We start from the raw sequence: 6,323 nt of genomic DNA on the forward strand, positions 1-6,323 counted from the left end.
AAGCCGGCATCTGCTCCGAAAGCGAATGAGCAAGCAAAAGACCCGGCTAAAAAGTAAAGCCTTTACATTCCTCGTTTGCGACAGAAACGCTATCAGTTAGCGATATTGATCCATTTTGGCAGAATTTACGAAATGGGATAGAGTCGATTTCCACTTTTACCGATGAAGAGGTGATATCAGATGGGATGAATCCGGCAGCTATCAACGATCGCAATTATGTAAAAGCCAGTGCCATATTAGAAGATATAGATTTATTTGACGCGGCATTTTTTAGTTTTAATCCTAAAGAAGCTGAAATTACTGACCCACAACACCGTGTTTTTTTAGAGTGTGCGTGTGTTGCATTGGAAAATGCTGGCTATGATTCTAATAGATATGAAAGTCGGATCGGAGTTTATGCTGGTGCTAGCCTAAATAACTACTATTCATTAGATTTAAATCGCGATCGCATTGGTTCAGCCCAATGCTATCAAACAGTAATTGGTAACGATAAAGATTTTCTTACTACTCGTGTTTCTTACAAATTAAATCTCACAGGCCCAAGTATTACAGTCCAAACAGCTTGCTCTACCTCATTAGTTGCAACCACACTTGCCTGCCAAAGTTTGTTGAATTATCAATGCGATATGGCTTTGGCAGGAGGAGTTTCTATCCATGTACCACAAAAAACGGGCTATCTGTACGAACAAGGGGGAACACTCTCTCCGGATGGTCACTGTCGTGCTTTTGATGCTAAAGCGCAGGGAACAACTATTGGTAATGGTGTAGGAATTGTTGTCCTGAAGCGATTGAGTGATGCTCTAGCAGATGGTGACTGCATCCACGCTGTCATTAAAGGTTCAGCCATCAATAACGATGGTTCTGGTAAAATTGGCTACACAGCGCCTAGCGTCAATGGTCAAGCAGAGGTGATTGCCGAAGCGATGATGCTTGCAGGAGTTGACCCTGAAACAATTAGCTACATTGAAGCTCATGGTACTGGTACAGCTTTAGGCGATCCCATTGAAATTGCCGCACTCTCTCAAGTCTTTCGTAGCAGTATCACCAAAAAAGGCTTCTGTGGTATTGGCTCAGTCAAAACAAACATCGGTCATTTAGATGCAGCAGCTGGTATTGCAGGACTTATTAAAACGATTTTAGCCCTAAAACACAAGCAGATACCGCCCAGCTTAAACTTCGAGCAACCAAATCCCCAGATTGATTTTGCAAATAGTCCTTTTTACGTTAATACAAAATTGACACAATGGAAAACTAATGGTTTTCCTCGTCGTGCTAGTGTGAGTTCTTTGGGTATTGGTGGGACTAATGCTCATGTGATTGTAGAAGAAGCACCAGTGCTAGAACCTTCTAGCCTTTCTCGTTCTTGGCAGTTATTGTTACTTTCTGCCAAAACTGAATCGGCTCTAGAAACTGCAACAGAAAATCTGGCTAATCACCTCCAGCTACATCCTGATGTCAACTTAGCGGATGTTGCCCATACTCTGCAAGTGGGGCGTGGTGAATTTAATCATCGTCGCGTGTTGGTATCCAAAGATATCCAAGATGCAGCCAGCGCCTTGCAATTACGAGATCCGCAAAGAATTTTCACTCGCTTAGTTGAAAATGGCGATCGCTCCATCGCTTTCATGTTCCCCGGACAAGGCGCTCAGTATGTAGATATGGGTAAAGAACTTTACCAAACTGAGCCGATTTTTCAACAACAGATTGATTTGTGTTGTGAATTGCTGCAACCTCATTTAGGTTTGGATTTGCGTTCAGTTATTTATCCCAACGAATCTGAATCAAAAGCCGCAGCCGAAAAACTCCAACAAACTGCCATCACTCAGCCTGCATTGTTTGTGGTTGAATATGCTTTAGCTCAGTTCTTGATGTCTTGGGGGATTTCTCCCAGTGCCATGATTGGTCATAGCATTGGTGAATATGTTGCAGCTTGTCTTGCTGGCGTTATGTCACTTGAAGATGCTTTAGCTTTGGTTGCTATCCGTGGACGACTGATGCAACAACTTCCAAGCGGCGCCATGCTCTCCGTTTCACAATCAGCCGCAGAGATTAAAAACTTACTAAATGAAAATTTATCTTTAGCCGCCAGCAATGCTCCTTCTTTGTGCGTCGTTTCTGGAACCCATGAAGCTGTAGACACAATTCATCAACAACTCATAGCATTAGGTGTAGAGTGTCGCCGTCTGCATACCTCCCACGCCTTTCATTGTGCAATGATGGAACTTATCATTGAGCCATTCATCAAGGAAGTTAAAAAAGTTAAGCTAAATCCTCCACAAATCCCTTTTATCTCCAACGTCACAGGGACTTGGATAACAGCAGAAAAAGCTACAGATCCCAATTACTGGGCAACACATTTACGCCATACGGTGGAGTTTACAGCAGGCATTTCCACATTGCAGCAAGAGCCAAATCGTATTTTGGTAGAAGTAGGTCCAGGACGCACCTTATGTACTTTTGCTCAAAAGCATTCAGATGTCAGAGAACTGTGTTCATTACGGCATCCCAAGGAAAAACAGTCGGATGTAGCATTTTTACTGAACACACTGAGTAAACTCTGGTTATACGGAGTACAGATTGATTGGTCGGGATTTTATACCAACGAGCGTCGTTATCGTCTTCCCTTACCGACGTATCCCTTCGAGCGACAGCGTTATTGGATCGAAGACTATAAACAAATACAGGATAACAGTGCTAAACCTGTGTTATCTGGTAAAAAGCCAGATATTGCAGATTGGTTTTACTTGCCTTTATGGAAACAATCTATACCTTCTGTACTGCTCAAGCAAAAAGAATTGGTGACTCAAAAATCTTGCATTCTTGTGTTTATGGATGAGTGTGGTTTGGGTAAAGAGCTGGTAAAACGACTTCAGTTTGATGGTCATGATGTTATTACCCTGAAACAGGGATCGAGGTTTGTTCAGTTGGGTGATCGTGCATATAGCCTTAATGCTGGACAACGCGATGATTATGACGCCCTGCTGAATGAACTAATAGCAGAAAACAAGATCCCAACAACAATTGTTCATTTATGGAGTGTAACTTCTGTTGGTGATATTCCATCAGGACTCGCAGGAGTTGATAAAGCTCAAGAAAAAGGTTTTTATAGCTTGCTTTTTTTAGCTCAAGCGCTGGGAAAACAGCATATTATAGACGAGCTAAAAATGACAGTTGTCTCCAATAATATGCACTCAATAATTGGAGAAGAGGCCTTATGCCCAGAAAAAGCAACTATGTTAGCCGCTGTTAAAATAATTCCGCAGGAATATCCAAATATCAGCTGTCGTAGTATTGATGTTACAATTTCTCAAGAAGTAAGTTGGCAAGACGAGAAACTTTTAGAAAATTTGCTCAACGAGCTACAAACACAATCTTCTGACATTGTGATTGCCTACCGTAGTTCTAATCGCTGGGTGCAAACATTTGAGCCAGTCCAATTAGAAGCAATAATCAGAGAAACATCAAGATTAAAGAAAGGAGGAGTGTATCTGATTACAGGTGGACTCGGAGGTGTAGGACTTAGTTTAGCGTCATATCTAGCGAAGTCCGTACAAGCCAAACTAGTTCTCATCGGACGTTCAGTTTTTCCAGCAAAAGAAGAGTGGAAACAATGGTTAGCTACTCACGATGAAAACGACGGTATCAGTCGTAAAATTCGGCAAATAGAAGAACTAGAAGATTTAGGTGCAGAAGTTTTGGTACTGAGCGCCGATGCCGCCAACTTTGAACAAATGCAAGAAGCGATCGCCAAAGTTCAGGAACAATTTAACCAAATCAATGGCGTGATTCATTGTGCAGGAGTCGCTGATTATGCTGGTGTAATTTCTCGAAGAACGCGAGAGATGACAGAAAGTATTATGGCTCCTAAAGTCAGAGGTACATTAGTACTGGATAGCCTTTTGAAAAATGTTAAGCTGGATTTTTTGATTCTTTGTTCATCTCTTAGTTCTATCATTTATAGAAAAAAATTTAGTGAGGTTGGATATTGCGCTGCCAACGAATTTCTTGATGCCTTTGCTGCTCATAAAACAAACAAAGATCGGACATTTACAGTCTCTATTAACTGGACTGATTGGCAGGATGTTGGTATGTCATTTGCGGCGGTAAAGCGATTAGCTGAAAAACGTGATATTTCTGATAATAAATCATTATTACTAGATGCTTTATTACCTTCAGAAGGGATAGAAGTTTTTCAGCGTATTCTTAATATTACAGTTCCTCGAATTGCAGTATCAACTCAAGATTTAACAAGTTTAATAGAACGCGATCGCAATTTTAATGCACAAGCTCTTCTAGAGTCTTTAGGTAAGGCTAACCTTTCAAAATCGCTACACTCACGGCCTGAACTGAGTAATGCTTATGGTGCTCCTAGAAATGAAACAGAGCAAATAATTGCAGACATCTGGCAAAAACTACTTGGTATCGAACTAGTAGGCATTTACGATAACTTCTTTGAACTTGGTGGCGATTCACTTCTCATAGTTCAGGTGCAAAGCCAACTGCAAAAAGCATTCAAACAAGATTTATTAACAACAGATTTATTTGAATATCCGACAGTAAGTGCCTTAGCAGGATATCTCAGCCAACAACAGGTTGAACAATTTGCCTTTGGACAAGTTCATTCTCGTGCAAAAAGGCAAGAAAAGACCATTGAAGAAGAAGCACAAATGATGAAACACAGGAGGAAGGCACGTGGATAGTCAAAATACTCATAATGCTTTGAAAGGCATAGCTGTCATTGGCATGGCTGGTCGTTTTCCAGGTGCTAAAAGAAGTGTTGAGCAGTTTTGGCAGAATCTGTGCGACGGTGTGGAATCCATTTCATTCTTCACTGATGATGAATTGCTAAATTCAGGCCTAGACCCCGCTTTCCTGTGCGATCTCAACTACGTAAAAGCAAGGGCTGTGCTGGAAGATATTGAAATGCTTGATGCTTCATTCTTTGGCTTTTCACCCAGGGAAGCTGCACTTATGGACCCGCAACACCGTCTTTTCTTGGAGTGTGCTTGGGAAGCACTGGAAAATGCTGGTTATAATCCTGAGGCAGACAAAGAACTGACTGGTGTTTACGCAGGAGCTAGCTTAAGTAGCTACTTAATTAACAACTTAGTTTCGGATTCCAACCTAACCAAATCAAGTTCTTTGCCTATAACAATTGGTAATGATAAAGACTATTTGTCCACACGGGTGTCCTACAAATTGAATTTGAAGGGACCAAGTATTAGTGTTAACACAGCATGTTCTACATCATTAGTAGCAGTTCACTTGGCGTGCCGAGGATTGTTGAGTTATCAGTGTGATAGAGCGCTGGCTGGTGGAGTTACTATAGAAGTTCCACATCAGGAAGGCTATTTCTATCAGGAAGGTGGAATTACTTCTCCTGATGGTCACTGTCGTGCCTTTGATGCTAAAGCACAGGGTTGCCCTTCTGGAAACGGGGTAGGCATTGTCATACTCAAGAGATTAGAAGATGCTTTGGCTGATGGTGACTGTATTTATGCGGTCATCAAAGGTTCAGCAATCAATAACGACGGTTCCGAGAAAGTGAGTTTTACGGCACCTAGTGTGACAGGTCAAGCACAGGTAATTGCAGAAGCTCAGGCGATCGCCGGATTTGACCCGGAAACAGTCACTTACATAGAAACTCATGGAACTGGCACAGCACTGGGCGATCCTATTGAAGTTAGGGCACTTAAAAAGGCATTTAGCGGTGAGACTAATAAAAAGGGTTTCTGCGCGATCGGTTCGGTAAAAACCAATGTCAGTCATCTGAATGCAGCTGCTGGTGTAGCGGGCTTAATCAAGACAGTCTTGGCACTCAAACATAAGATTATTCCGCCCAGCCTGCACTTTGAGGTGTCTAACGCTGAGATAGATTTCGCCAACAGCCCCTTTTACGTTAATACTCAGCTTAATGAATGGAAAACAGACAAGACTCCTCGCCGTGCTGGGGTGAGTTCTTTTGGTATCGGAGGGACTAATGCTCATGTCGTCCTTGAAGAATCTCCAACAGTTGAACTCTCTGGAAAATCTCGTCCTTGGCAGTTACTGATGTTGTCTGCCAAAACTAACTCAGCCTTAGAAACTGCAACTGCAAATTTAGTCAGTCACTTCCAGCTGCACCCAGAACTTAACCTTGCGGATGTAACCTATACATTGCAAGTTGGTCGTCACCCCTTTAGTTATCGGCGCACAGTTGTTTGCCAAAATATTCAAGATGCCATAGTTGCTCTCCAGAACCCCAAACGTGTTTTGACTAGCGCTGAGGAGACGAATGAGCGTCCTATCGCCTTTATGTTTACTGGTTTGGAGATTCTTCAAGG

General features: G+C 42.2%; 2 protein-coding genes. Both read left to right on the forward strand.

Features of this window, described 5'->3' with window-relative positions; genetic code table 11:
• Positions 1-104 precede the first annotated feature (104 nt).
• Complete coding sequence (locus LC574_RS21400) at positions 105-4,700, forward strand: type I polyketide synthase (protein WP_229455498.1); 4,596 nt, start codon at positions 105-107, stop codon at positions 4,698-4,700.
• A 43-nt stretch (positions 4,701-4,743) separates the two neighbouring features.
• A partial coding sequence (locus LC574_RS21405) for a type I polyketide synthase (RefSeq protein ID WP_229455499.1) occupies positions 4,744-6,323 on the forward strand: 1,580 nt, incomplete at its 3' end.

The sequence above is a fragment of the Nostoc sp. CHAB 5715 genome (assembly GCF_020829685.1).
Classification (GTDB): Bacteria; Cyanobacteriota; Cyanobacteriia; order Cyanobacteriales; family Nostocaceae; genus Nostoc.